This window comes from Marinicella pacifica, from assembly GCF_014636635.1.
Lineage (GTDB): Bacteria > Pseudomonadota > Gammaproteobacteria > Xanthomonadales > Marinicellaceae > Marinicella > Marinicella pacifica.
On record NZ_BMEO01000002.1, the window covers coordinates 371,889 to 398,079 of the forward strand.

The following is a 26,191-nucleotide window of genomic DNA, read 5'->3' on the forward strand; positions in this document are numbered from 1 at the left end:
GGCAAACTCACCTAACATATCAATCCAAGGATATTAGATACCTTACTCAAACTTTGTCACCCCATAATGCCCATCTTTAGATATTTTATTGAGCTTTAATTAAACCAATATCATGAATGAGGTTTTACATTTGGTGCTTGTCCTTGTTTATTTTTTAAATCAAATGATCACTTTTTTGAGGGTTTTTACTTTTTTTCTCGCCTTAAATAGTGATAGATACCGAATAAATAAACTAAAGGGGTCAGTACCCTTAACTTAAAACTGATGCCGTCTGTTGTTTCGGCTGTGGCGAGAATATGAATGTGGTTAGTCATCAATTCATAAGCATGAATTTTTACGCCACTACCTTGAGCTGAATCATGCAAGTAATTTTTATACGTTTGATAATCTTCTTCTTCAAAAACACAGCCTGACGGTTATTCCCTCTTTGAATAACATGGTTGGCAATATCGGGAACAAAGAACCTTGGTTTCCTTGGCATAAGATACCTTTCAAATTTGGTATGATAGCATAAATCTCTTTAAAGGGTACTGACCCCTTTATTCATAGCATAAATCTCTTTAAAGGGTACTGACCCCTTTATTCAGTGCAGTGATTTTTGCCATGATTCTGGTGGCGAACCCTTTAAACGTTTTTGCATAGTTTCTGCGAATCATAAATTGATCACACAGTTGAGAAAATAAGGTTTCAATTCGTTTTCTTGCCTTGCTGTAAACCCAAGGTAACCTCTTGTAATTTAGTTGATTTTTTCTCATAGGAGTATGCAGGTTTATGTTCGATGTATCAAATAAATCCAGTTGCAAAGGATGACTCAAATAGCCTTTGTCTCCAATGATATGACAGTCTTTCATTAGCCCTTTTATATCATTTAGGTAATGTATGTCATGGACAGATGCAGGTGATAAGTCAAAATGTTTAAAAACACCATCCACAGAACACACCGCATGTAATTTGTAACCGTAATACCTCATGCTTTGAGAGGCACAATAACCATGATTTGGCGCTGTATCGACATCATCGTTACATATAGTTGAACGCCCTGCACGAGAAATCTTACACACTTCCAAGGGCATACTGTCGATTAAAAAATGATCTTCTCCAGTGGTCATTTGATCTGCCATTTGTTGCCTAAGTGCTTCTATATAAATGAATAATTGTCTTTTTCGTCGGTTGTAAACCGAACGTTCTATCTGGTCAAATAAGCTCGCAGGTAATCTGCGAAATAACTCCCTTTCTGAATCAATATTTAAGTATTCAGCTGTTAAAGCCAACGCGATAACTTCAATATCTGATAGTTTAGGTATTCTGATTTGATTCAAAAAGTTAGATTGTTCAATTAATTGCTGTAAGACAGACAATATTTTGATATAACTGCATTCTAAGTTACTCATAGTATTGGTAATTTTCAAGTTTCGAGACTTATAAATATACCGCATTTTGCTATGAGTAACTTCTTGTTTTTCAACTATTTTCTAAATGCACCACGGGTTCATAATAATTTAATTTAACATTTTATTTGTATTTCATTTATAATAAATAATGCATGGGGTTAGTTATTAATTATAAAATCCCCTGTAAGTTTTGATTTATTTTGAGTCTTATTTAAAAAAAGGGTATTTCTATGAAAAAATTTCTGATCTTATTTAGCTTACTTTTTTGTGCGCCACTGTTTGCACAAACCGATGATCCCAATAACACAGCCTTTAACCCTGCAGCCGCTAACCGAGGCGGAGGGGTCGGTACATTTATCGGATCGATTACATCACCACCAACCGGTGTTACCGGTGCATTGCCCGTGGGTCTGGAGCATAATGGCTCAGGCGATTTATTGGTTACTGAAATCAGTAATAATGAATATTTTAGCCAATCAACCGCTGGCCCATTGGTTACCGGCCCGATTAATGTTGCGGCCAATAACGCTAATCCCATCGGAATAACCACAGACGGTAGCACACTGTATCTCACCGACACAGCAGCTTCTGATGTTGATTTATTTGATTTAGCCGGAAATTACTTATCGAGTTTCGATGTGTCAACCGAAACCACCTTCCCGGAAGGTATTACCTATGCGGCACCACTTAATAATTTATTTGTTGTTGATGGCGCGGGGGGCAATAAAGTGTCTGAATATGATTTATCCGGCAATTTAATCAATAACTACCCCATTAACGGCTCATCGCAGGACGGCATCGCTTTTGATGAACAACGCTGTGTTTTTTGGATTTATGACAGTGGCACTGACCTGGTACGCAGTTATGATTCATCTTTTACCGAAATTGAAAACTTTCCCGGCACTGGTGCTAATGGTTTTTCAGACGGTGAAGGTGTTGGTGTCATTGGCAATAGTCTTTATGTTATGGCAATTGCCAGCAATGAAATCGTTGAATTTGATATCTCGCTGGCACAACCGGCTGCCAATGCCGCCACCTTATGCGCCAGAGGAACTGGGCCTGCACAAATGGTGCCGGTTAATAATTTTTACGTATTGGCTCTTTTGAGCTTGTTACTCATGGTATTCGGTGCTTTTACAGCACGTCGATTCCAATAATAAACTAAGCTTCTAAACCACCAAAGCCCGTGACATGACACGGGCTTTTTAACTAAAGGGGTCAGTACCCTTTAACTTAGTACCCTTTAACTTAGTACCCTTTAACTTAGTACCCTTTAACTTAGTACCCTTTAACTTAGTACCCTTTAACTTAGTACCCTTTAACTTAGTACCCTTTAACTTAAAACTGATGCCGTCTGTTGTTTCGGCTGTGGCGAGAATATGAATGTGGTTAGTCATCAATTCATAAGCATGAATTTTTACGCCACTACCTTGAGCTGAATCATGCAAATAATTTTTATACGTTTGATAATCTTCTTCTTCAAAAACACAGCCTGACGGTTATTCCCTCTTTGAATAACATGGTTGGCAATATCGGGAATAAAGAACCTTGGTTTCCTTGGCATAAGATACCTTTCAAATTTGGTATGATAGCATAAATCTCTTTAAAGGGTACTGACCCCTTTAGTACACGGCTTGAATCCCGAAAAATATCTCACCGAAATATACCGCCGACTTCCAAACTGTGAAACAGCAGAGCAGTTCGAACAGCTGCTGCCTGAAAACATCCAACTCGATTAAACAATCATAATCAGCTAAACTAAGCTGTCAACCATGGGGTTGACTTGGCGCTTACATTAATTTTTAGATAAGCGATTTTGAATAAATTGAAAGGAGATTATCATGAGTATTAATAACAAAGTGGCCCTGATTACGGGCGCAGGACAGGGCATTGGACGTGCCATTGCCTTACGTTTAGCCAACGATGGTGCGGACATTGCCATTGTCGATTTGAACGAAAAAAATATGCAGACAGTTGCCGATGAAGTTCGCGCACTTGGCCGTAAAGCCACCACATTCAAAGCCAACGTCGCTAAGCGCGATGAGGTTTACGCCGCTGTTGATCACGCCGAAAAAGAGCTCGGTGGTTTTGATATCATCGTTAACAATGCCGGTATCGCAAATATTCAATCCATTGCAGAACTTAAGCCTGAAGAAGTTGATAATATTTTAAAGGTTAATATTGAAGGTGTTTTATGGGGCATACAAGCGGCTGCCGCGAAATTTAAACAGCGCAAGCAAAAAGGTAAGATTATCAGCGCGTCCTCTATTGCAGGACATGAAGGCTTTCCTTTGTTAGGTATTTATTCAGCGACCAAATTTGCTGTGCGGGCTTTGACACAGGCGTCGGCTCAAGAGTATGCCAGCGATGGTATTACTGTTAATGCTTACTGTCCCGGCGTTGTCGGCACCGATATGTGGGTTGAGATTGATAAGCGCATGGCTGAAATTACCGGTGCTAAAATCGGCGAAAACTATGATAAATTCGTTGGTGGAATCGCCCTTGGGCGTGCACAAACACCGGAAGATGTGGCTGCATTTGTTTCTTATCTGGCGGGCCCGGATTCAGATTATATGACCGGTCAAGCGCCCATCATTGATGGTGGTCTTGTTTATCGTTAAAACATCATCAAAACAAGTTCTAAATCTGCAAGGCATGTTTTCAATGCCTTGCAGCTATTTGATATGATCATAATTGTTGAAATTACATCCAAGATGTATTTTGATAGTCATAAAGAATAAAGGGGTCAGTACCCTTTAGCCTCATATAATTGGCGATATGCGGAACAAATAACCTTGGCTTTCTTGGCAAGGTTAAACCCTCAAAATTACTAAGATACCATAAAACACTTTAAAGGGTACTGACCCCTTTAGTTTTTCATTTCAGAAAACCTAACAGAACTGTTATTGAGTGAGCTAGGGATTGAAAATAAAAATCAAAAACTGATTGTGATAAGTCAGTCTTGTGATATAGCCCATCATTCTATTGAGGACGAGCCTGAAGTTGAGATAATAATATGCAGTGAAATTGAGTCTCTAAATGCCATGATGACTAACTCACAGAATCCTCGAGTATTAAATTTAGAGGCAATAAAGCTTGATCCTAATAGTGGGGCTACTCCTCTTTACTTAGAACTAAAAGCAAAAAATAAGCGTTCTATTTCTAAAGACAAATTCATCGATCAACTACCCGATGAGACCATAAAGTTAGATGACCACAATAGCAGAATTTTATGTCAATGGTTGGCCTCGCGTTACAATAGGTTAGCTTTGCCATCTGAGTTCAATGAAAGAATGCGCACTATGAGGAACTTTAAAAAGTTATTAAAAAAAACTAATAACTTTATTTCTGCCCTATACATATCAGTTGAGCCAAATAGGGAAATAGAATCGCATGAGACCTATACAGTAAACTTGTTGGCATTAACTAATGTAAATTCAAGTGAAACTCCCGAAGCCGTAAAAAAATTGATTAATCAAATGGCTACTCACATGGAAGAAAATAATATAGATACAAATACAATTATTCGCTCGGAGAAAGAGACAAGCGTTGCAACAATAAAGGCTTTAAAAAAATACAATTTTGATCACTTTTCTTTCAGAGATACGAAGAACCCAACTCCCCCTGAGGTTTGACATTTGTAATACAGTGCTAACCTGACGAAAAAAATCAATTACATATTAATACACCAATTTTTAACTGACTTCAAAAATAAAATTCATGCGACCATTAAGATAGGTCACCTAACCCACCCAATCTAACTCTCTTCAACCGCAACGCATTCCCAATCACCGAAACCGAACTTAAACTCATGGCCGCGGCGGCAATCATCGGCGACAGCAGTAAGCCGAAGAACGGGAACAGTACACCGGCGGCGATGGGGACGCCGACGCTGTTGTAGATGAGGGCGAAGAACAGGTTTTGTTTGATGTTGCGCATCACGGCTTCGCTGAGGAAGCGGGCTTTGACGATGCCTTTGAGGTCGCCTTTAACGAGGGTGACTTCGGCGCTTTCGATGGCGACGTCGGTGCCGGTGCCCATGGCGATGCCGACGTTACTTTTGGCCAGTGCCGGGGCGTCGTTAATGCCGTCACCGGCCATGGCGACGATATGGCCTTCGTTTTGTAGCTGCTCGACGAATGCCATTTTATCTTGTGGTAGCATGCCGGCTTTAAAGTCGGAGAGGTTTAAGGCATTTGCCACGGTGCGGGCGGTGTCTTCATTGTCGCCGGTGAGCATGATGACATTCACGCCGTCGTCTTGCAGGGCTTTAATGGCGTCGGCGGCGGTCTTTTTAATGCGATCGCCGATCACGACAAAACCGACCACCTGTTTATCAACAGCCAGGTAAGACACGGTTTTACCTTGCTGCTGGAAGTCTTTGGCCTGACTGAGTACACTTTCGGTTAATGCTGCGTTGACTTTGTGCATAAGTTTATCGTTACCCAGTACCAGGGATTGTTTATTCACGGTGCCGATAACGCCCTGGCCGGTGACCGAATCAAAATCACTGGCTTCGGATAATTCTATGTTATTGTCGCGGGCGTAGTTCACGGTGGCGGTAGCCAGCGGATGTTCGCTGCTGCGATTAAGTGAGGCCACCAGGGCGGTGACTTCCTCGGCACTGAGTTTGTCAGTGGTGGTCTCGATGGTTTCAACGGTGGGCTTACCTTCGGTTAGGGTGCCGGTTTTGTCGACAATCAGGGTGTCCACGTGGCTCATTTTTTCCAGTGCTTCGGCGTTTTTAATGAGGACGCCATTTTGTGCGCCTTTACCGACACCGACCATAATCGACATCGGTGTGGCCAGACCCAAGGCGCAAGGACAGGCAATAATCAGGACCGCAATGGCATTCACCAGGGCATAAACATAAGCCGGTTCCGGGCCAAATATCGCCCAGATAATAAAGGTGATAATAGAAATCAGCACCACCACCGGCACAAAATAACCGGCAATTGTATCGGCCAGTTTTTGCATCGGTGCCTGGGAGCGGCTGGCGTCGTTGACCATGGTGACGATCTGTGCCAGCAAGGTATCGGCACCGACTTTTTCTGCGGTCATGGTGAAAGACTGGTTGCCGTTAATGGTGCCGGAGGTGACTTTATCACCTTCTGATTTATCCACAGGTATCGGTTCACCTGTGATGGCCGATTCATCGATGGATGACTCGCCTTGTTTAATGACGCCGTCCACCGGAATTTTACCGCCGGGTTTAATGCGCAGGACATCGCCTTGTCTGACGTCGTTAATGCTGATTTCGTGTTCATCGCCGTTTTCATCCACCAGGGTGGCTTTATTGGGCGCCAGTTTGAGCAGTTCTTTGACCGCGTCACTGGTTTTACTGTGGGCGCGGGCTTCCAGCACCTGTCCCAACAGCACCAAAGTCAGAATCACGGTGGCGGCTTCAAAATAAACATGCACGGCACCACTGTCGGTTTTAAACTCAGGCGGTAAGGTGTCCGGGAATAACAAGGCAAAGACACTGAATAACCACGCCACCCCGGCACCGATACCGATGAGGGTGAACATATTCAGGTTCCAGGTTTTGATACTTTTATAGGCCCGTTCAAAGAACATCCAGGTGGTCCAGAACACCACCGGTATCGACAATACCAATTGAATCCAGTTTCGGGTGGTTTCGCTGAGGGCTTTGCTGATCGGGTTACCGGGAATCATATCGCCCATTTCAAGGACAAATATCGGTAAGGTAAAGAGTATCGACCACCAGAGTTTAGTGAGTAAGCGTTTATAGGTTTTTTCCTCGCTACTGAGGTCCGGTTCTTTGGGCACCAGTTCCATGCCGCATATGGGGCAATCACCGGGCTCGTCGCGAATGATTTCCGGGTGCATCGGGCAGGTGTATTGATCACCGACACCAAACTGCACCTGCTGTTGTTCCACCAGGTCCATGCCACAAACCGGACAATCGCCGGGGGCGTCGTAGGTTTTATCGCCTTCACAATGCATCGGGCAATAGAAGACGCCGTTGCCCCTCTCAGACTTATGACCCGGTTCTTTTTCTTCCGGTTCAGGCGGGGTTTCGCCGGGTCGGTAGATGTCGTAAGTGCTGTCGCTGAGGGCGGCTTGCAAGGCCTCGAAATCAGGCTCGTCTTGCCAGGTGATGTCGGCTGTTTTCTGGTCTAAATCGACACTGACATCGGTGACGCCTTGAACACCTGATAAGGCTTCGGTGACATGCTTACGACAGCCGCCACAGCTCATGCCGGTGACGGGATAGGTTTGTTTGTTCATTGTTTTACCTGCTTACAAATAAAGACGCCGGGTACCGGTCTGCGCCGTTACGGCATGTGATGGGCCACGCCCATCTACAATTGGTTGACACGTTTTTATGCCATGATGGTTGGTGGTTTTTGCCAACTACAACAGGGTAAAGATTTTAGCATAAATAATGATATAAAGCTTGGATGCCCAGCACCCTTCAGGACGCCGGGCACCGGTTTGTGCCGGTGCGGCTAATATTGGAGGTGGCGTACATTCCGGATCAAATGATGCTGGGTACCGGACTGCGCCGGCACCGCCTACGTTGTGCCTGTAAAAGGACGCTGGGTACCGGCCTGCGCCGTACCGCCTATACGGCGGCTTCGTCAATCATGGTTTTGGTGGCTTGTTCCACTTCAGTGGCGACTTCCACCAAACGCGCATCAGAGGATAGGTCGGATAACATTTTCACCGGCTTAATCATGCCGATTTTGGTTTCACCGTCTTCGGTCCACACCGAGATGCGGCAGGGTAAGGCCATGTTGAGTTGCATATCAATGGACAGGACTTTGTCGGCTTGTGCCGGGCTGCAGACTTCCAGAACATGGCAGTCTTCTTTAAAGTCGATACCTTTGGAGCGCAAGGTGTTGCCTAAATCATGGACATGCAAGACGCCGAATTTATGGGCAATGACGGCGTCTTCCAGGTCTTTTGAGGCTTGTTTAAAATCTTTTTGGGTGGTTTTCTGGTAGTACATCGTTATCTCCTGAGTTTGTTAAACCAATCATGGTAGCTGTCGATAAATTTCTGCACAAATTTCTCTGTGTCCGGCACCAGTCGGTCATTATCATCCAATAAATTCTGAATCTGGCCGATGTAGGCTTCCGGCTGCGGCATCATCGGAATATCTAAAAACACCACCGCCTGACGGATGTTGTGATTGGACCCAAAACCGCCGATGGCACTTTGACTGGCTGTTATCACAGCACCGGGCAGACCCTGCCAGACACTCTGGCCGTAAGGTCTGGAACCGACATCGATGGCGTTTTTTAAGGCGCCGGGAATGGATCGGTTATATTCCGGACTGATGAAAATCACACCATCTGAGGATTTCATGGCATGGCGAAAGTCGCTCCAGGCCTGGGGTGTTTCCGCTTCTAAATCTTCGTTGTACAACGGCAAGTCACCGATTTCGACGATGTTTAAATCCAGTTCGTCAGGTGCCAGTCGCATCAGTTCGTGGGCGACTTTGCGGTTATACGAATCTTTTCTCAAAGAGCCGACAATTAAGGCAATGTTCTTTTTAGCCATGGGAAATCCTCCGGTATGTTTTTATTAAATGTCTGATATGCGCTAAACTGTGTTGACCCTTTTAGATTTGGGGTAATATCCTCTTATTTCAAGCAACGCTCAATGACATATATGAAAGCCAGCCAACAACAAATTGAACAGGAACAAGCACAACGATTTGTGGATCGCTTCTTTCATTTGCACCGGGAAGACATTATCACCCGGGCACGACAAAGCAATGTCTCGGAATCCGTCATTGAGCACATCAAAACTTTACTCGATAGCCGCAGCCGACAACGGACCCAAGCCAATGTCGGTCAACAAACTGTGCTGAAAAATGAGGTGTTTGAATCGTTCACCATCGAAAGCTACCAAATCACGGAATTAATTGCTGAAGGTGGTATGTCGGCAGTTTATCGTGCCCATAAAATCGACAGCCAGGCCCAAAAAGATGTGGCCATTAAACTGATTCCACCGCATTTACTGACCAGTAAACTTCGCCGGCTGTTTGTTGACGAACTGGAAACCCTGTCCTACCTGCATCATCCGCACATTGTTGATTTGCATCATGGCGGGGTCAGCGACCAGGGCATTCCCTATTTTGTGATGGAATTGGTGCATGAAGCGAGACCGATTACTGAATATATTGAAGATAACGGCCTGAGCCAACAAGCCACCATTGATTTATTTATCACGCTGGCTAAAACCCTGGACTATGCCCATAAAAACCATATTATTCACCGCGATTTAAAGCCCAATAACATTCTGGTGGATGGCTTTGGTCACCTCAAGGTGGTGGATTTTGGAATCGCCGCCATCGCCCGACATACGGCTGAGACCCAGGCCTATACGCAAGCCTATTCGCCACCGGAGCAAATTCAGAACAGCGATTCACCGGTCTCTTTTGCCACCGATATTTACGGTTACTGTTCCGTGCTACTGGAATGTTTATGCCCCGATAACAAAGACTTCAAACCGGGCTGGCAGAAACGCTGTTTAAGACAGGCGGATCTGGATGGTGATTTAAAGAAAATCATCAACAAAGGTCTGCAATTTCTACCGCAGGACCGTTATCGGGAGTTTGATCAGCTGGTCACGGATCTGGCACTGTGGCAACAACAGCTTCCTCTGGCTTCCTTCGACAGTTCCCTGTGGGATAACACCAAAAAGTTTTTTCGGCGTCAGCCTTTTGCCGGGAGTTTATTGGTTGTGACGTTTGTTATTTTAAGCGCCGGCCTGGCATTCAGTTTTTGGCAATTGGATCGCCTTAAAACCCAAACCGCCAAAACCGAACAAGTACGGAATTTGTTTTTTAATGCCATCGAACAGACCGATCCGGACATTCGACAGGGCCGTTCCATTACAGTTAAAGAAATGCTACAGCAGGCTTTACGCAATGCCCGTGAAAACCCAATCAAGGATCCTGTTTTGGCATTCGAATTTAATCATCTGTTAGGGGCTGCCCTGTTAAAAGCCGATGATTACAGTAACGCCATAAAGCAGTTAACCCTGGCTCAGCAAATCAATACCGATGACCTCACCAATAACCTAGCGCTGGCTGAAGCCCACATAAAACAACATAACTACGCGCAGGCAGAACAACAACTTCAGGCGATAAATCCCGCTCAGTTGAGTGGTCATCCAATCGCTTTATTCAGCTACCACGAATTAACCGGTAATCTGGCAGATTATCATGGTGATTTTGCGCAAGCACAAAAACAGTACCAAATCGCACGGCAACAGGCCGAGCAACTCAAACAACCTTTGTTAATGGCACGGATTATTAAGGAACAGGCCAATTCACTTAATTTACAAGATCGCAACCAAGAAGCGTTAACACAACTTACTGAAGCGATTAACGATGCGCGGGATTTGTGGGGTGATAATCATTCAGCCACGTTAGGATTACGCATGGCGCGGGTCGAAACCTTACAGAGCTTATCGGCTGAAGATATTGCCGAAAGTATAGCCGAATTGGATGACCTTATACCCCGGTTAAAACAGTTTTATGATTCTAATCATCCCCTGGTGGCTAAAATGAAGTTATTTCAATCCAGTGCCAACCAGGCATTAGGGCATTTAGCCGAAGCCGAACAACAAGGCCGTCAAGCGCTGGAAATAGCCCAGAGCTCTTTGGGTGAAGAGCACGCCTTAACCGGTCGGGTTTATATGGCCATGGCGCGTATTTTACTGGCACAGGGCAAGCCGGATCAGGCGTTAGATTTCAGCCGTTCAGGCGTGGACAGTTATCGTCGATTTTACGGTGAAAATCACAGCGAAACCTTACAACAAAAAACCTCACTGGCAGCCATTTTGTTACAACAACAGCATTTTGAAGAAGCCCGCCAGATGGCCGCTGACATTTACCATCAACAGGCTAAAACGCTAGGCGATCAGCATCGCGCCAGTCAATATGCACAAATGGTGCTGGCTCGCGCCTATATCGGCTTAGGGGATTTTCACCAAGCCCAACAACAAGCCAACAACTGCTATCAAAATGCCCGCAAAGTTAATAAAACCAATATGCTGGTGGTGGGCTGTGGCCTGGCACTGGAACTAAGTTTATACGAACAGCAGCAATGGCCGCGCGCCAAACAACTGGCCACCGAACTTCTTAAAAACCCCATCGTCACCAATCATCCGGTATACGCCAAACAACTTGAGCAACACCTTCAAACCATAAACGAATCTGAATAGTCAGTGATTTGGCTGATTGTTTAAGGATTGTTCATGCTTTAACAACCATTCTTTCACACCTAAACCACCCCCATAGCCCACCAATTGCCCTGAAGCACCGATGACGCGGTGACAAGGTACAATAATGACGATCGGGTTTTTGTTGTTGGCACTGCCCACTGCCCTGACGGCCTTGGGATTATGGATGGCTTTTGCCACCTGGCCGTAGGTTTCGGTCTGGCCGTAATCAATTTGTTGCAGTTGTTGCCACACCCGGTTTTGAAAATCCGTACCTGAGAATTTCAGCGGCACATCAAACGAATGGATTTCATGTCTAAAGTAGGCCAATAACTGCTCACGGGCTTTGTGTAATACCGGATGCGATGTTTGACTGGGATAGTCTTTGTTCTGTGGTGTAAAAGACAGGCGTGTTAAATGGCTGTCATCTGCCTGTAAGAATAATGGGCCGACGGGGCTGTCAAGTTGTAGTGTGTTATTCATCATTTTCTAGAGTTCACCGTGCAAAAATGACAATGCTGACCACCTTTGGCCATACATTCTTTTAAATAAACAGGCTCACCCAGAAGGTGACTTATCAGTGAAATATCCAACTGACAAACGCGCTCGTCGTTGATGGCCAGATCATGGAATACGCAATTTTTTGCAATTAAACTATCTTTTTCGGATTCGCTATCAGGCTCAACCGTTTCATAGCCTAATCTTGCCATAATTTTTCTCACGGCCTGCATTTTATCTTGATTAGATTTCATTTCAGGCTGTAACTGATCAGCCAACTGCTCGCCCATTTCTGTCAATATTTCCGTAATGCTGTCATCATCTAATTTTTCACTGATGGCAGACATTAAAGCCCGAGAAAACAAATGATATTGTTTAGGAAAGATGGCCCGTCCGGCTTGCGTCAGGTTAAAAGCCCGTGAGGGCCGGCCACCGGTGCTGTCTTGTAATTGAGTTTCGACCAATTGATAGGACATCAGCACATCCATGTGTTTGCCTAAGGCAGCGCGGGATATACCGATTGTATCAACCAACTGTTCCATGGTGACAGCGATTTCACTATACAGCAAATGCCGCAGTATTTGCTGTTGTCTGTTGTTAAGGCGGTCAAAATTCATCATGGGGTTATTCTATCATAATTTTACTTATTATACTTTATAGTTGCTTAAGTTTATTTATAGTGCTATTCTAAGGCCACTTAAAACAATTTGGGGTTACTATGATTTTATATGCATTAATTATCTTTGGCATCGCGGCTTTAGGCGGTCTGATCCTGGCCTCTTCCGTATTGCGCGGCAAAACAGCGCCCTGGGCATTATCGGTGTTGCACGCTTTATTAGGTGCCACCGGTATTATTATTTTATTGGTGGCTGCAGCCAGTCATGACTGGGCGGCACAATTATCAGCTGCTTTGGGCTTATTTGTGGTGGCCGCCATTGGGGGTTCCTATCTGGCGTCTTTTCACTGGCGTAAAATCCCCACCCCCAAAGCGGTGGTGATTATTCATGCCGGATTAGCGGTGACTGCCTTTTTAATCTTATTGGCTGGATTTTTCACACTATGAAGCATCCGATACACCCGATGATTGTTCATTTTCCCATTGTTGGCTGGACGGTGACTTTTTTTCTGGATATGTATCAGTATATCTATGGTGTGCAATGGGCTGATTTGACCCAGTTCGTGGTGGTATCATCGTGTATTATGGCGGTCATTGCCATGGCCGCCGGTTTAATGGATTATTTACGACAGAAACCGGAACAAGCCAACGCCCGACGGATTGAACAACACATGTACTGGGCGCTGGCTTTGTTTGCTGCCTTTAGCTTCCGGGCGTTACTGCCGACCATGCTGACAAGTCAGCTGTTATTGTGGTCATTACTGACTTCTGCTGTGGGCTTTGTGTTATTAATTTATACCGCCTACCTGGGCGGACATTTGGTCTATACCCATGGTCTCGGTGGTGTTGCTCATTTTAAAAAACAACCGAAGTCAAAGGATTAGAAGCCCCAACCGGTGGGATCCGGATGAGCCTGACGCTGGTCAACATATTTCAGACCTTTGACACAGCGAACGATAATCCACAGCATCACCAGAACAATCAGAATAAAGCCGATAAAAACCATCATCAGCACCATGCTGATGAGTGACATGACCAGGGCTTTCCAGAAGGTATGGATAATAAATTGGTAATGACTTTGTAACCACTCAGCCGCATCGTCTTTATTCACATAGGCCATCACAACACCGATGATGGCGGTGATACCGGCAATAAAACTGACCAGATAAAGAATATAAATTAAACGAACGGTGCTGACATCACCTTGTGGGGTTGGCTCTGTATTCATAGTTTCATTTCACCTCAAATACTTATTATGTTAGCATTTTCTATTCATTCTTTAAAATGCCATAAGTCATGCTGTTCCGCCCTGTAAACCACCGGTGTGAATAATCAGCGGTCGATCGCTCGATTCAATCACAGACTGTTGAATTAATGTGTCGAGGGCATAAAAGGATTTGAGGTTGTAGATTTTATCCAAAGCGACATTGTTGGATGCCTTAAATTGTCTTCCAAAGTGCAACATATCAGCTGTTGATTTGGCATAGCCGCCACCGTGAAATTCATGGTTTATTTGCCAACTCGGTAATTTCAGGTTTCGGTTGTAGGTGCTAAGCCATTGATTAATAGCATGCTTTACACTGTGTAAACCTTTCAATACACTGATGCCGATAACCTGACAGTGCCACTGATTCAGCCCACAACCGGCGATAATCCCCGCCAGGGTGCCGCCGGTACCTACCGGGCAAATAATATGGCTTGGGTGTTCTTTTAACTGTGTCTTAATGGTTTGTAACCATTCTGCAACCCCTTGAACAGCCACCGTATTGCTGCCACCTTCGGGAATAATAAACGTCGAACCCAAACCATTCAATAAAGTCTGAACCACTTTACTGTGTTGTTTTAATCGGTAATCTGCACGACGGACAAATTCAAGTTGCATGCCGAACTGACGGCAGTGTTTCAACGTATCTGACCAGTTCTCTTCGGCGTGTTTTAATTCATCACCCCGCACGATACCCAGCGACTTAAAACCGGACTGCTGCGCGGCGTAAGCTGTGGCCAGCAAATGATTCGAGTGGGCACCGCCGAAGGTCACCAGCGTATCGGCACCTTGTTGTGTGGCTTGAATGAGATTGTATTTGAGTTTGTGTTGTTTATTGCCCTGGATGATGGGGTGATTCAGATCTTCACGTTTAACCCAGACTTTCACACCATGCAGGGTGATGCTTTCAATCGGTGTGGCTTCAGCCATGCTGCTGTTGGCGCTTGTTGGCCACAAAGCTTTTGTCTTGTTTATTTTGTCTCAATAAGACATTCAGTCGGCCTTTTTCACCGGTTTGGTCAAAGTCAGCCTGTAAAGCGGCCATTAAAACCGTTTCCTGAACATCAAAATAGTCTTTTAATAAACGATACAATAAAACAAACTGGCGGCGCTGGGATATTTTCCAGGTGCTTTGTTCGACCCGGAACAGGGTATCTGAAAAGGCCATAAAGTGTTTAAAGGCATCGTCTTTAAGCAACAGCGGCAGAGTGTTCTGAAAACGACCGGAATTAGCGAAAATATCCCAGTATCGGGCAAAACGCCCGACCCGCTGTAATTCTTCAAAGCTGATATCACGGGTATGCAGTACGGTATAAGGCGGCAGCGGGGAATACACCATGTTATATTCCTGAGTCAATGCATTAATCGGCGCACCGCGCAGGCGTTTTAATATGCCTACCTGAATTTCCTGTGGATTCAGGGCATATAACTGGTTAAAACTGTCACCAAAACCCGTGAGGGTATCACCGGGCAAACCGAAGATTAAATCCGCATGCATATGGGCGCGGCTGTGTTCACAAATCCAGCGAATATTGTCTTTTGAGCGGTCGTTATCCTGGCGTCGTTGAATCAATTGTTGTACTTCTGGATCAAATGTCTGTACCCCCACTTCAAACTGTAAACTGTGGGGTGGGAATTTCAGAATAACGTCTTTGAGTTTATCCGGCAAGCGATCAGGAATGACTTCAAAATGTACGGTTAAATCATCGTCCATGCGCGCTAAAAAGAATTCCATAATCTTCACCGCATCGGCTATTTTTAAATTAAAAGTACGGTCAATAAATTTAAAATTTCGAGCGCCTTGGCGGTATAAGCGATCCATTTCTGCCAGAAAACGATCCAAGGTAAAGGCTTTAGCGGTTTTATCCAATGCCGATAGGCAAAACTGGCATTTAAAGGGGCAACCGCGTGAAGCTTCCACATAGATAATGCGGTTTTTTAAATCCTCTTCGCTGTACCAGTCATAGGGCATAATCAGCTGTTCCAAAGGCACGCTTTCGCCCTGGATGACAGGATGGGCAGGTTTTTCCCGGTTTAACAGGGATTCGCAGAGCTTTCTGAAACTGCGTTCGCCCGGCCCTTTAATGACATAGTCTGCCCAGGACACCACCAGTGGTTGATCAGGTACATGGCTGACTTCGGGGCCGCCTAACACCACGGTGATGTCCGGCTGAGCCGTTTTTAACAGCTGCACCACTTCATTGGTTTCGGTGACATTCCAGATATATACACTGAAACCGACAATTTTGGCACCGCTTTCGATGATTTTTTCAACCATATCAATCGGCCGGTCATGAATGGTGAATTCCAGTAATTGTGCCTGTGACTGTAGCTCACCCAAATTGGCCATCAGATAACGCAAACCAAAGGCCGCATGGATGTACTTACTGTTCAAAGTGGTCAGTAAAATATCCGGAGTGGCGGTTTGTGTTTTTAGCACGGTGTTCATGGTCTGTTATTGATACTTTTCGATAAAGGGTATCACATGAGAAAGCACCTGTTCGGGTCTTTCGATGGGTAATAAATGGCTGCTATTTGGAATTTCGACGAGCTGATGATTGTTGTTACTGTGCCAACGCTGCCAAAAAGCCGCCGGAATGGTGTCGGTCTCGGCACCACGCAACGCCAGTACAGGCAAAGTACTTTGTAACAGTTGTTTTCTGAAAGGTGTCACGGTCTGATAAATATGGGCTTCCCAGTGTTTATCAAAAGCCAGTCGAAACGTGCCGGTGTTATCGGCTTTGACACCGGCATTAATAAACTGCCACAGTTGTTCATCGCTGACCCGCTTAAAAGCACGGGTGCGGCGGTGAAAATCAAAAGCCGCTTGTAAACTCGGCCATTGATCCGGTCGGAGCAGGGTTTTTTTAATCAATGGCACTTGGTGGCGAATAAACCGCGGCAAGATTCGATTCAACCAACAAAAGCCTCGGCTAAAAACCACCGGCTCAATCATGACCAGCGCTTTAAACAAATCCGGACGTTTTGTGGCAGCCAGAAAAGACGACACCGCACCCATGGAATGACCCACGGCCAGTACATGGGTAATTTTTTCCTGTTTAAAAAAACCCATCACATCATCCGCAAAATCATGCCAGGAGGTCACAGTTTCAGGTTCAGGTGGTGTGGGCCAAAGTGGTCGTTGTAAATAACTTATCACCGGTGCCATCTCACGCAAACCGTCAATAATGGCCTGGTAACTGGCCGGCGGATAGGCGTTGGCATGGGCAAAGTAGATGGCCTGTCGGTTGTTATGACTTCGGTCTTTGGCCGGCCAAAATTGAAAAGGGAATTGTGACATCAAAAACAGGTGTTTTAGTTTATGAAAAGAGTTGAGATTATCGCATATTCACAGAGAAATCTCCTATATACACGCCGATTGACAACGTATAATTGGCCTTTGTCTTAAATCATCGCTATGGCTTCATCTAAAAACCACAGCAACGAACCGGAAAAAGCAGCCCTGACCCAGCTTAAACTGGTGTTGCCTTTGTTGCGACCCTATAAAAATGCAATTTTAACGGCCCTGCTGTTTCTGATACTCGGTGCGGCAGCCAATTTGAGTATTCCGGTTGCTTTTAAATTGATGATTGATTTGGGTTTTTCCGCTGAAAACTCATCCCGCTTGAGTCAGTATTTTATTTTGGTGTTTGCAGTGTCCATTGCCATGATTGTATTTACCTCATTGCGCTATTATTGGGTCAGCTGGATTGGCCAGCGGGTGGTGACGGATTTGCGCAAAAAAGTCTATGGCAAAGTCATTGGTCAATCGGCTGAATTTTTTGAAACCACCAAAACCGGTGAAATTCTGTCGCGCATCAACACCGACACCACCCTGGTTGAAACCGTGGTGGGCAGCACCTTTTCCATTGCCTTGCGTTCATTTGTGACCTTTATTGGTGCCATCATCATGATGGTTATTTCCAGTCCGAAACTGGCCATGTATATCGGCTTTCTGATTCCGGTGGTGGTGATTCCTCTGGTGGTGACCGGTCGGAAAATCCAACGCCTTTCCCGTATTGAACAAGACCGCATCGCCGATTCATCCGCCCTGGCCACAGAGACCATCAACGCCATCCATACGGTGCAATCTTACGGCCAGGAAACACGCGAGCGAGCACGCTTTTTTGAGGCCGTTAATCGTGCCTTTGATGCGGCCATCAATTCTATACGCATGACCACAATTCTGATGGTGATGATTGGTGGTGTTGTATTTGGCGGCATTGTTCTGGTGCTGTGGCTGGGTGCTAAAGACGTTATCAGCGGCGCCATGACTGCCGGCACCTTGAGTCAATTCGTGATGTATGCGGTAATGGCGGCGACCTCCACCGGCGCATTAACCAATGTCTGGAGTGAGCTAAAAAAAGCCGCGGGAGCGTTAGAGCGCATTGTGGAGCTCATGCACACCGAAAACCCGATTCAATCGCCACCAGAGCCCAAACGCTTTGCACATACCGTGCTGGGTAACCTGGTATTTAATCAGGTCACCTTCGCCTATCCCAGTCAACCGGATAAACCGGTTTTAAAAGACATTTCTTTTGAAATTGTTCCGGGACAAACCGTGGCGGTGGTCGGGCCCTCAGGTGCCGGCAAATCAACTTTATTTCAATTGTTGATGCGCTTTTATGAACCACAACAGGGTGAAATTCTGATTGATGGTGTCAACATTAATCAGTACGACCTGCTCGAATTGCGGCAACAGTTTGCGCTGGTGGCACAGGATGCCACCTTGTTTTCCACCTCAGCAGCAGAAAACATTGCCTATGGCCGCCCCCATGCCGACAGCGTGGTCATAGAAGCGGCCGCCAGAGCCGCCCATGCCCATGAATTTATCGAAAACCTGGCTGAACGTTATGACACCTATTTAGGTGAGCGCGGTGTGCGGTTATCCGGTGGCCAGGCACAACGTCTTTCAATTGCCCGGGCCATTATGACTGATGCCCCGGTGTTGTTATTGGACGAAGCCACCAGCGCCCTGGACGCCGAAAGCGAACAAATGGTGCAACGGGCTTTGAATAAACTCATGCAAAATCGCACCACGTTGGTGATTGCCCATCGTCTGGCGACCATCAAAAAAGCCGACAACATATTGGTCCTGGATAACGGGGAATTGGTGGCTTCAGGCAGCCATCAGGAATTACTGAAACATAACGCGCTGTATGGCCGATTGGCGAAGTTACAGTTTATTCACAATGCAGTAGAAGATACAGGCTGAACCTGGTTCTTACCGGCTTTTTTAGCCTGGTACATGGCATCGTCGGCGCGCTTAAGCAGCTCTTCAAAGTGGGTCACCGGTGGCTGATTAACTGCCACACCCAGGCTGACCGTGATGGCTAATCGGATGCCATCAGCCACAATGGCTTTACCGGCCACCTGTTGACGAATCTGTTCAGCCACTGCAAAAGCCCGACCTTTATTAACACCGGGTAATAATAACAAGAATTCCTCTCCTCCAATCCGTCCAAGGAACTGATTGTCGCTCAGACCTGATTGCATGGTGTTGACCACTTGCTTAATAACCACATCGCCAACGGCATGGCCGTATTCATCATTAATCGGTTTAAAATCATCAATATCGATAATAATAACCGAGAAATCCTGTTGCTTACGCTGACACTGTGCCAACAGTCTGCGTCCTACTTTGATGATATGCCGTCGATTGGCAATGTGGGTCAGATAATCCCGGCGGGCGCGTATCTGATGGTGTTTTTTTGACCGGTATAAAAACCAGGCAGTGATCACTGCGACCAGGGCAATTAAACCCACCACCACGGCGGTTAATTGGTTGATTTGGGTTTGTTTTTGTTGTTGTTCCAGTTCCAGTTGTTTAATCGCCAGCTGTTGCTGAGAGGCCTGGTTTTGTAATGCATCCAAATTTTCACCAAACCGTATCGCCTGTAAAGCCACGGCATTTTTCACAAAATGGCGGTTATTGTCCTCGGTGTTGTCCAGTATGTCCCAAAATGCTTGTAAAGCCTCGGCGTATTTATATTGTGAAAACAGGTCAATCACATGGATTTCTTTAATAAAGTCTTTGGCATTGTTTACATCTGTTTCGGTCAAATATTGATCAGCCGCCTGAAAAGCCTGGTCATATTGCACGAGACGAAAATACGCCACTGCCAGACGGCCTTGTGCAATATTGACAAAATACTGTTCGGGCGTCGTGTTTTTCAAAGCCAGCGCTGCCTGATAGGCCCTGATGGCCCCTTTAAAATCTTGTTGGGTATAGGCCAGCTGCCCGGCATTAAATTCGGCAAAAAACTGAAAGTCACTAAAATCCGGGTATTGCTCAGCCATTTTATACATGGCTTTAATATGATTTTCAGACAGTTCCCAATGACCTAAAGCAATGGCTTCACTGGTCATATTGTGGAGCATGTTAAATATATCCTGGGTGTCATCCTGATCCACCCACAATTGATGGGCTTTTTGATAATAATCGTAGGCTTGCTGATGGATCTGATTGGCGCGGTATAGGTTACCGGTGGCGTTATAAATCATGGCCAGATTCCCCTGAGCCAGGTTATTTTCTTTCGCCACATCAGCGGCTTCTTCTAACACCGAAAGGCTCCGGGTTAATTCGTCAAAACCGTTTTGAAAACAAAACGCCAACTGGATTAAAGCAGCCGATAAGGCTTCGGGGTGATTTATTTTTCTGGCGACCTCAACAGCTTCTTGACGATCGGGACAATAAACCTTGGTATCGTTGGTCTGCAGGTATTTCATATAGGCCAAATCTATCAGGCTTTTAACCAAACCCGGATCTGTTGTGTCGAGGCTTTTAAATAATTGAATGGATTTTTTGAACTGCTGTTTGGCGCCTTCAATGTCGTCGTTGACTTCCAAAGCCAGGCCTTTACGGTGATAAAAATAGGCCTGATCAAGCACCGGCCACTGCGCCACTTGAGACTGATACTTTTCAACCCATGCCAATTTGGCCTGATCTGATGTCAATTTTTGAAATTCTTCATCCGCCGTTTCAAACTCCGCGGCATAAACCATGCCCAAACTCAAAAACATTGATCCGATAAAACCTAAAAAGACCGGTTTAAAAACGGTTGATATCATTATCTTGTCATCCCACAAAACCCTAAAGAACTTATTAGTATACGATAATTTTTATGCGCTGTGAAATGAGCGATCTATCAGTTGCAATATTTGAATTTTATTTTGATTTCACCACAGAATAATCATGGCTGATTAGCACACTGTTTTCCAACATTTTTGACACCGAGCAGTACTTTTCGGCGGATAGTTGCACGGCCCTGGCCACTTGTTTATCGTCTAAATTTTGACCACTGACTTTAAAATGGAGATGGATTTTGGTATACACTGCCGGTACCGCATCAGCCCGTTCACCGCTGGCTTCAATGTGAATGGCGCGCACCTGTTGGCGCGCTTTAGTGAGTATCATTTTGACATCAATACCGGCACAACCGGTTAAACCCATCAGCACCACTTCCATGGGAGTGGGTGCTTTTTTGCTGTCTTCAGCATCCACTTGTGCATCCATGATAAGACTTTGATTGTCTTCGTTGCTGCTGATAAAGGTGTACTTATCAACCCAGTCTGTTTTAATGTTCACTTTTGACATCATGCATCCTAATTCAAAGGCGACCAGGCCGGTTCACGGACACTGCCGTCTGATAACACCAAATCATTGGTGGTCTGACCATCCAAGGACACTGCACGCAGCACCCCCTGATTCAAGCTGTTCTTGGTGGCATATAAAACCATGGAGCCATTGGGCGCAAAGCTGGGGGATTCATCTAAGGGGCCTTTGGATAACAATTGCAGGGTTCCTGATGGTCGGTGCAATAAGCCAATTTTGAAATTATTATTATTACCATGCACCATGGCCAGATAAGTTTCATCCGATGAGAGGCTGGCGCGGGCATTGTAATCGCCTTCAAAAGTAATCCGGCTGACATCTTTGGAGGCGATATCAAGCTGATAAATTTGGGGTTTACCACCACGATCCGAGGTAAAGAAAACCCGCCGACCGTCCGCTGACCATTCCGGTTCGGTGTCGATGGCCCAATGGGTGGTGAGTTGGGTCACTGCCTGAGTGGACAAATCGATGCTGTAGATATCCGGATTACCACCTTTTGATAAGGTCACCGCCAGTTGCCTGCCGTCCGGAGAAAATTTTGGGGCACTGTTAATCCCTTTAAAACTGGCCATCAAGGTGCGTTCTCCGGTTTTCAGATTTTGTATATAAATGGCGGAATTACCTTGTTCAAAAGATACATAGGCCAGACGTTGTCGATCAGCAGACCAGGCCGGCGACATCAGCGGTTCTTTTGACGTGACCAGCGATTGGGGATTAAAACCGTCGGCATCTGAAACCACCAGCTGATAATGAACGCCACTGGCGTTTTCAGTGACCGTCACATATGCCAGCTTGGTGGAGAATGCACCGGGCACGCCGATGATTTCTTCATATATTTTATCGGCAATAAAGTGGGCCCCGGCACGCAGTTGATCGGTTTTAATCGGTAATGTTAAGGCCAGCAACTGTTTTTGATCCGCCACTGAAGATAAGCGAAAGCGGATTTCAATGCGTCCGGCTGAAACCGACTGAATTGAACCATAGGCCAGATAATCGGCTTTTAATAAACGCCAGGTACCCATATTAATATCGGCATCGGCAGCGGGGTGCTCCACCAGCAGGTCTTTGGCGAGCGGTGCAAACTGACCCGAGCGTGCCAGGTCATTCCGTATCACGGCGCTGATGTCGGTACTTAATGGACCCTCCGGGTACACAAAATCGGTGATGGCAATGGGGATGGCACTGGCGCTGCCGCCATCAATGGTGATATTTAATTGTGCCAGAGCCTGTTGGCTCATTATTAGGACGCATAAGGTCAAGAGTATTCGCATAAAGTCAGTCTCCTTGATACTGAAAAATAAAATTAAGTCGTCGTTCAAACACCGGTTCAAAACCGGCATAAGGCAATGGATCGGCTTTTTTAACCGCATTGATGATGGAATTTTTCACCACCGTATCCGCATTACAGGGGCTGCCGATGCTGACATTTATCACCCCGCCGCCGGGAATTTGGTTGACCTTTATCTGACACTTCAATCCCGATGGGGTTCCGACAGGTCGGGCCCATTGTCGGGTGACATCCGCCTGAATGGCCGCAATGTATCGGTTTAGCAGGCTGGGTTCCTGACCAACCCGGCCATCCGGTGTACCGATGGGACCACTGGGTTCTTGTTCATTGTTATCCATGGTGGTTTGTACGGGTTCTTGTTCAGGTTTTTTCTGTGCCTCAGCAGCGGCTTCAGCGGCCTGGCGTTTTTTTCTGAGTTCTTCCAGTTTCTTTAAACGCTCGGCCTGTTCTTGTTGGCGTTTTAAGACAGCCGGATCAGGTTTTGGTGGCTCAGGTTCTGGCTCAGGTTCGGGTTCCGGTTCGGGTTCGGGTTCAGATTCAGACTCGGGTTCAGGCTCGGGTTTTGGTTCAATAGTTGGCTCATTTTTTGGCTCAGGCGCCGATATGGGTTGGCTTAAATCCACAATTTCGGCCTCAATGGCCATGCCCTTGGGCGGTGTTATCACCTGCTGACCGTTGGCCAAAAACAGCAACAGTACCAACACAACATGTAATGCCACAGAATAGAACAGGGCCTTTTTTTGTTCCTTGTGCATGGCCATAAATGGTTAATCCGGTTTTATCGGCTCGCTGATCAAACCCACTTTTTTAGCCCCGGCTTGTTGCGCCACCGCCATGGCCTGATAGACCTGACCGTAAGACACGGCTTTATCGGCGCCAATCATAATCGGCACATCGGGATTGACTTTAACAAAGGCTGCCAGTTTTTTTTCTAAGGTTTGGCTGTCTAACAATTCATATTCACCGCCAATACTTAAATACAAATCGCCTTTGTCGGTGACATTGATTACCGCCGGTTCTGAATCAATGTCGATGGTATTGGCCTTGGCTTCTGGTAAATTCACGTCCACCCCGAGATTTAACAAGGGTGTGGTGATCATAAAAATAATCAGTAACACCAAAGTCACGTCAATGTAAGGCACCACATTAATTTCAGCATTGAGTTTACGTTGTCGGCGCATCGTTATTCACCAATCTGGCGGTGCAATATGGCCGAAAACTCATCTTTAAACGCATCATACTGACTATAAATGCGTTCCACCTTATCACTGTATCGGTTATAAAAAATCACCGCAGGAATGGCGGCAAACAAACCCATAGCGGTGGCAATCAAGGCTTCTGAAATACCCGGCGCCACCAGGGCAATGGTGGCCTGGGTGACATCAGACAGGGCGTGAAAAGACAACATAATCCCAATGACTGTTCCAAACAAGCCTATATAAGGACTGGTGGAGCCGATGGTGGCGAGTGTCGGTAACTGGGACTCCAGATCTTCAATTTCACGACCCAAAGCCACCCGCATGGCGCGATCAGCACTTTCCACCGAATTAACGGTGATCTGACCGCTTTGCTTTTTACGTTGAAATTCACTGAATCCGGCGGTAAAAATGCGCGCTATTCCGTTGGATTTTTTGCTGTTAAGTTGTTGGTAGAGTTTATTCAAATCAACCCCTGACCAGAAATGTTCCTCGAATTTTTTCGCCTTTTTACGGGCATCGGCCAGTACTTTGCCTTTACTGAAGATAATCAGCCACGACCAAACCGAGGCCAGAATAAGAATCAACATCACCACTTTAACCGGCAATGAAGCACTCAATATAATATCCAAATAAAATTGTCCGCTGTCGTTCACAAGACGCTCCTATGGTTAACTAATCATTTTGACCAATCAGTTTGTTTAAATATCGCGTTGGAAACCGCATTGGTTTAAACCGTTGATCGTTTACACTCACCACCGTCACTTCGGCTTTGGCAATCAGCTTATCTGCAATTCGAATGGATTGTACTAACACCATTCTGACCCCGCTGTGACTTTTGACCCGGCAATCAATCAGCAGTTCATCATCTAAGAATGCAGGTTGTAAATAATCAATTTGTATACCGTGTACCACCAGCAAGACACCGGCTTCGCGGCGCATTTGATTTTGTTCAAGTCCATGATAACGCAACCACTCGGTGCGCGCCTGGTCAAAAAAATTCACATATCGCCCATGATATACGACACCGCCTGCATCCGTGTGTTCATAATAAACACGGCATTTATAACAAAAGTCATTCATTCTTCAAACAAATCCCGGTTGGGATTTTTCGGTTGTTTTAAACCCATAATCTGCCAGGTTAAACGGGTGGCAATGCGTCCCCGCGCAGTGCGTGCCATTAAGCCCTGCTGGATAAGATATGGCTCAATCACGTCTTCCACTGTGCCACGCTCTTCACTTAAAGCCGCGGCCAGCGAATTAATGCCCACCGGGCCGCCTTCAAACTGGACGGTTATCACTTCCAGTAATTTACGGTCCATTTCATCCAGACCGCGTTGATCAACTTGCAGCATATTCATGGCATCTGCTGCTAATTGTTGCGTAATGATACCATCTCCCTTGATTTCTGCATAATCGCGAACCCGGCGTAATAACCGGTTCGCAATCCGTGGTGTGCCCCTTGAACGTCTGGCCACCTCCAGACAACCGCCTTCTTCAGCTTCAATATTTAAAATATCCGCTGAACGCGCCACGATATGAGCCAGATCTTCCACCGCATAAAACTGTAACCGTTGTACGATGCCAAAACGATCGCGCAAGGGTGATGTCAATAAACCCGCCCGGGTGGTGGCACCCACCAGCGTAAAAGGCGGTAAGTCCAGTTTAATGGAACGTGCTGCCGGTCCTTCGCCAATCATGATATCAATCTGAAAATCTTCCATCGCCGGGTACAAAACCTCTTCAACCACCGGTGATAAACGGTGAATTTCATCGATAAACAACACGTCATGTGGCTGCAGATTGGTGAGCAAAGCCGCCAGGTCACCGGCTTTTTCCAAAACCGGCCCCGAAGTCTGACGCAATTGAACCCCCATTTCATGGGCCACAATATGGGCCAAGGTGGTTTTGCCCAAACCCGGCGGACCAAAAATAAGCACATGATCGAGCGCTTCCTGTCGTTTTCGAGCAGCCTCAATAAACAACGCCATCTGAGCTTTGACTTCAGTTTGACCGAGGTATTCTTCTATTTTTTGCGGTCGTATGCTGGCCTCGATGATTAACTCCCTGGCATCGGTGTTATGGGCATCAATAATGCGCTCTGGATCAAATTCCATCAC

26 protein-coding genes and 3 pseudogenes are annotated in these 26,191 nt (G+C 45.9%); 8 read left to right on the plus strand and 21 right to left on the minus strand.

Translation table 11 applies throughout. The features are described 5' to 3' along the window. Positions 1-185 precede the first annotated feature (185 nt). A pseudogene (locus IEV16_RS13530) lies at positions 186-392 on the minus strand (transposase); the annotation flags it as partial. Positions 393-587: 195 nt separating this feature from the next. Then, positions 588-1,391 (minus strand): annotated as a pseudogene (locus IEV16_RS03690) (IS982 family transposase); the annotation flags it as partial. Positions 1,392-1,621: 230 nt separating this feature from the next. Here IEV16_RS03690 and IEV16_RS03695 point away from each other — a divergent pair. After that, entirely contained in the window at positions 1,622-2,548 is a 927-nt protein-coding gene (locus tag IEV16_RS03695; protein ID WP_188364321.1) for an NHL repeat-containing protein, read from the plus strand. Positions 2,549-2,596: 48 nt separating this feature from the next. On the opposite strand, the gene IEV16_RS13595 is transcribed toward IEV16_RS03695, so the two are convergent. Beyond that, the gene (locus IEV16_RS13595) at positions 2,597-2,740 is read right to left on the minus strand and encodes a pentapeptide repeat-containing protein (protein ID WP_443093945.1); all 144 of its coding nucleotides are present in this window, start codon (positions 2,738-2,740) and stop codon (positions 2,597-2,599) included. Then, positions 2,723-2,866 (minus strand): annotated as a pseudogene (locus tag IEV16_RS13600) (transposase); the annotation flags it as partial. The gene IEV16_RS13595 and the pseudogene IEV16_RS13600, both read right to left, overlap by 18 nt. Before the next feature lie 159 nt (positions 2,867-3,025). Between IEV16_RS13600 and IEV16_RS13540 the strand changes: the two are divergent. The 3 genes from IEV16_RS13540 to IEV16_RS03715 all read left to right on the plus strand — a co-directional run bounded on the left by IEV16_RS13540 (position 3,026) and on the right by IEV16_RS03715 (position 5,026). After that, on the plus strand, positions 3,026-3,130 hold the full coding sequence (locus IEV16_RS13540) for a transposase domain-containing protein (RefSeq protein ID WP_188364323.1): 105 nt from the start codon (positions 3,026-3,028) through the stop codon (positions 3,128-3,130). Between the two features lie 102 nt (positions 3,131-3,232). Next, positions 3,233-4,012, plus strand: a complete 780-nt coding sequence (locus tag IEV16_RS03710; protein ID WP_188364324.1) for an acetoin reductase — start codon at positions 3,233-3,235, stop codon at positions 4,010-4,012. A gap of 285 nt (positions 4,013-4,297) precedes the next feature. Beyond that, positions 4,298-5,026, plus strand: a complete 729-nt coding sequence (locus IEV16_RS03715) for a hypothetical protein (RefSeq protein WP_188364325.1) — start codon at positions 4,298-4,300, stop codon at positions 5,024-5,026. 94 nt (positions 5,027-5,120) lie between these two features. On the opposite strand, the gene IEV16_RS03720 is transcribed toward IEV16_RS03715, so the two are convergent. From IEV16_RS03720 to IEV16_RS03730, 3 genes are all read right to left on the minus strand, one after another. Next, entirely contained in the window at positions 5,121-7,643 is a 2,523-nt protein-coding gene (locus IEV16_RS03720; protein ID WP_188364326.1) for a heavy metal translocating P-type ATPase, read from the minus strand. Positions 7,644-7,980: 337 nt separating this feature from the next. Then, positions 7,981-8,367, minus strand: coding sequence for a DUF302 domain-containing protein (locus tag IEV16_RS03725; RefSeq protein ID WP_188364327.1), 387 nt, complete (start codon positions 8,365-8,367; stop codon positions 7,981-7,983). A 2-nt stretch (positions 8,368-8,369) separates the two neighbouring features. Continuing rightward, a complete protein-coding gene (locus IEV16_RS03730; protein WP_188364328.1) occupies positions 8,370-8,921 on the minus strand; it encodes an NADPH-dependent FMN reductase in 552 nt (183 codons plus the stop codon). Positions 8,922-9,032: 111 nt separating this feature from the next. Here IEV16_RS03730 and IEV16_RS03735 point away from each other — a divergent pair, with 111 nt between their 5' ends. Then, the gene (locus tag IEV16_RS03735; protein WP_188364329.1) at positions 9,033-11,597 is read left to right on the plus strand and encodes a serine/threonine-protein kinase; all 2,565 of its coding nucleotides are present in this window, start codon (positions 9,033-9,035) and stop codon (positions 11,595-11,597) included. Here IEV16_RS03735 and IEV16_RS03740 read toward each other — a convergent pair whose 3' ends face one another. Both IEV16_RS03740 and IEV16_RS03745 read right to left on the minus strand, forming a co-directional pair. Continuing rightward, positions 11,598-12,080, minus strand: a complete 483-nt coding sequence (locus IEV16_RS03740) for a methylated-DNA--[protein]-cysteine S-methyltransferase (protein WP_229728230.1) — start codon at positions 12,078-12,080, stop codon at positions 11,598-11,600. Next, a complete protein-coding gene (locus tag IEV16_RS03745) occupies positions 12,077-12,712 on the minus strand; it encodes a helix-turn-helix transcriptional regulator (protein WP_188364330.1) in 636 nt (211 codons plus the stop codon). Before IEV16_RS03745 ends, IEV16_RS03740 begins: the two co-directional genes overlap by 4 nt. A gap of 98 nt (positions 12,713-12,810) precedes the next feature. Between IEV16_RS03745 and IEV16_RS03750 the strand changes: the two genes are divergently transcribed. After that, positions 12,811-13,155, plus strand: a complete 345-nt coding sequence (locus IEV16_RS03750) for a hypothetical protein (protein ID WP_188364331.1) — start codon at positions 12,811-12,813, stop codon at positions 13,153-13,155. Then, complete coding sequence (locus tag IEV16_RS03755) at positions 13,152-13,592, plus strand: DUF2231 domain-containing protein (RefSeq protein ID WP_188364332.1); 441 nt, start codon at positions 13,152-13,154, stop codon at positions 13,590-13,592. The genes IEV16_RS03750 and IEV16_RS03755 overlap by 4 nt, the downstream gene beginning before the upstream one ends. Here the strand turns inward: IEV16_RS03755 and IEV16_RS03760 are convergent. The 4 genes from IEV16_RS03760 to IEV16_RS03775 form a co-directional block, all read right to left on the minus strand. Beyond that, positions 13,589-13,936, minus strand: coding sequence for a DUF4870 family protein (locus IEV16_RS03760; protein ID WP_188364333.1), 348 nt, complete (start codon positions 13,934-13,936; stop codon positions 13,589-13,591). The genes IEV16_RS03755 and IEV16_RS03760 overlap by 4 nt on opposite strands. Positions 13,937-14,002: 66 nt before the next feature. Continuing rightward, a complete protein-coding gene (locus IEV16_RS03765; RefSeq protein WP_188364334.1) occupies positions 14,003-14,902 on the minus strand; it encodes a 1-aminocyclopropane-1-carboxylate deaminase/D-cysteine desulfhydrase in 900 nt (299 codons plus the stop codon). Beyond that, entirely contained in the window at positions 14,895-16,421 is a 1,527-nt protein-coding gene (locus IEV16_RS03770) for a B12-binding domain-containing radical SAM protein (protein WP_188364335.1), read from the minus strand. The genes IEV16_RS03765 and IEV16_RS03770 overlap by 8 nt, the downstream gene beginning before the upstream one ends. 6 nt (positions 16,422-16,427) lie before the next feature. Further along, positions 16,428-17,273, minus strand: a complete 846-nt coding sequence (locus tag IEV16_RS03775) for an alpha/beta fold hydrolase (RefSeq protein WP_229728244.1) — start codon at positions 17,271-17,273, stop codon at positions 16,428-16,430. A gap of 117 nt (positions 17,274-17,390) precedes the next feature. On the opposite strand from IEV16_RS03775, the gene IEV16_RS03780 reads away from it, so the two are divergent. After that, the gene (locus tag IEV16_RS03780) at positions 17,391-19,187 is read left to right on the plus strand and encodes an ABC transporter transmembrane domain-containing protein (RefSeq protein WP_188364337.1); all 1,797 of its coding nucleotides are present in this window, start codon (positions 17,391-17,393) and stop codon (positions 19,185-19,187) included. On the opposite strand, the gene IEV16_RS03785 is transcribed toward IEV16_RS03780, so the two are convergent. The 8 genes from IEV16_RS03785 to ruvB all read right to left on the minus strand — a co-directional run bounded on the left by IEV16_RS03785 (position 19,160) and on the right by ruvB (position 26,188). Next, entirely contained in the window at positions 19,160-21,043 is a 1,884-nt protein-coding gene (locus IEV16_RS03785; RefSeq protein WP_188364338.1) for a GGDEF domain-containing protein, read from the minus strand. The two genes, IEV16_RS03780 and IEV16_RS03785, sit on opposite strands and share 28 nt — an antisense overlap. Before the next feature lie 97 nt (positions 21,044-21,140). Next, entirely contained in the window at positions 21,141-21,560 is a 420-nt protein-coding gene (locus tag IEV16_RS03790; RefSeq protein ID WP_229728231.1) for an OsmC family protein, read from the minus strand. Between the two features lie 17 nt (positions 21,561-21,577). After that, positions 21,578-22,825 carry a Tol-Pal system beta propeller repeat protein TolB gene (tolB, locus tag IEV16_RS03795; RefSeq protein WP_229728232.1) on the minus strand — a complete coding sequence of 416 codons (1,248 nt, stop codon included), beginning with the start codon at positions 22,823-22,825 and terminating at the stop codon, positions 21,578-21,580. A gap of 37 nt (positions 22,826-22,862) precedes the next feature. Further along, positions 22,863-23,630 (minus strand): cell envelope integrity TolA family protein, encoded by a 768-nt coding sequence (locus tag IEV16_RS03800; RefSeq protein WP_188364340.1) that lies wholly within the window; start codon positions 23,628-23,630, stop codon positions 22,863-22,865. A gap of 12 nt (positions 23,631-23,642) precedes the next feature. Beyond that, on the minus strand, positions 23,643-24,056 hold the full coding sequence (locus tag IEV16_RS03805; RefSeq protein WP_188364341.1) for an ExbD/TolR family protein: 414 nt from the start codon (positions 24,054-24,056) through the stop codon (positions 23,643-23,645). Positions 24,057-24,058: 2 nt separating this feature from the next. Next, positions 24,059-24,727 (minus strand): protein TolQ, encoded by a 669-nt coding sequence (tolQ, locus tag IEV16_RS03810; protein ID WP_229728233.1) that lies wholly within the window; start codon positions 24,725-24,727, stop codon positions 24,059-24,061. Positions 24,728-24,746: 19 nt separating this feature from the next. Further along, the gene (locus tag IEV16_RS03815; RefSeq protein ID WP_188364342.1) at positions 24,747-25,154 is read right to left on the minus strand and encodes a YbgC/FadM family acyl-CoA thioesterase; all 408 of its coding nucleotides are present in this window, start codon (positions 25,152-25,154) and stop codon (positions 24,747-24,749) included. Beyond that, complete coding sequence (gene ruvB / locus IEV16_RS03820) at positions 25,151-26,188, minus strand: Holliday junction branch migration DNA helicase RuvB (protein WP_188364343.1); 1,038 nt, start codon at positions 26,186-26,188, stop codon at positions 25,151-25,153. The genes IEV16_RS03815 and ruvB overlap by 4 nt, the downstream gene beginning before the upstream one ends. Between the last annotated feature and the right edge of the window lie 3 nt (positions 26,189-26,191).